Below are 1,169 nucleotides of genomic sequence, written 5' to 3'. Positions count from 1 at the left end.
CTGATTTGGATCTGTAGTTATTATACTTTCTCCTGTTTTGAGACATACAAGATATTGCGGTATCTCAACATCTCTATTTACTATTTTACATTTATATAAATAAGGACCATTAGTAGATGCATAGAATCTATTGATTCTTTGTATCAGTTCTCCATTATATTCTACAGAGAATTTCTTATCTACTTTCTGGTAAGTAAGGAACTTCTTAATATCTTTACAATTGTAGATAGTATCTTTTACAGGAATACCATCAACAAAATAATCTCTAATAGCTTCTGGAATAATCTTTGCAGACATTCCCTTACCAAGTGAAACCTTAGTAATGAACATGCCTTTTTCTTTAATATAATCATCTTTAATCATATCTAAAGAAGTATAAGGTTTTTTCTTTTTGTTTAGAGCTTTTTCTGGTTCAGTTTCAAACAATTTCTTCATTGCTTGATAACCTTCTTTTACAGCTATATAATCATTAATAGCATACTGATACATAGCTTCAAAACGATCTTCCTCTAGGGTTAGTCTCGTTTGTTGTTCCCATTCCTTACATATACTTTGTAATTTTTCATACAGATTCTTCTTAAGAAGAACAAATAAACCATCTGTATTTGCCTGTACTATTCTACAGCCAATATCAGATAATCTTTCTGCTAACATAAGTAATAGTAATTGTCCATTTATTCTAATCTGCATTACTGCGAAAGGACTATAACAGAAATTATGTTCATTCTGTAGATTACCACTAAGACCGTTTAATGCTAATTTAAGCGTTTTATCTTTAGTCTTAATACCATTATGTTTTGCTTCTATTCGTTCATCTTTAACTTGATTATAAACTTCTAGAAATTCAGAACCCAAATGTTTTGGGTAGAATTTATACTCTATTATCATACTGGGATACAGAGATGCAACATCAATATCTATTAACATTTCATCTTCCTTAGGAATAATTATCTCAGGTTTGTTTTCAGAGTGAATACCACCAACTCCTACAGAATATTTTAATCCTCTAAATACAAATTTGTTTTCGTATCCTTTTCTACCTGGTGATACTATCTGCTTTTTCATATCAGATAGTACATTACGAAGTATAGGATCTTTATATTCTATATAAGGCAATATTACTTTGTTTAGGTCTATAACATCTGCTGGGCTTCTCAAGTCTTTAATAT

1 protein-coding gene is annotated in these 1,169 nt (G+C 29.8%); it reads right to left on the bottom strand.

The window, feature by feature from the left end; genetic code table 11:
* On the bottom strand, nucleotides 1–1,169 hold a 1,169-nt coding region (locus GH681_RS23480), incomplete at both ends, for a hypothetical protein (RefSeq protein WP_228112062.1).

Source organism: Zoogloea sp. 1C4 (assembly GCF_009469605.1).
In the GTDB taxonomy this organism is placed as follows: Bacteria; Pseudomonadota; Gammaproteobacteria; order Burkholderiales; family Rhodocyclaceae; genus Zoogloea; species Zoogloea oryzae.
This window is presented reverse-complemented; position numbering and strand designations above follow the sequence as displayed.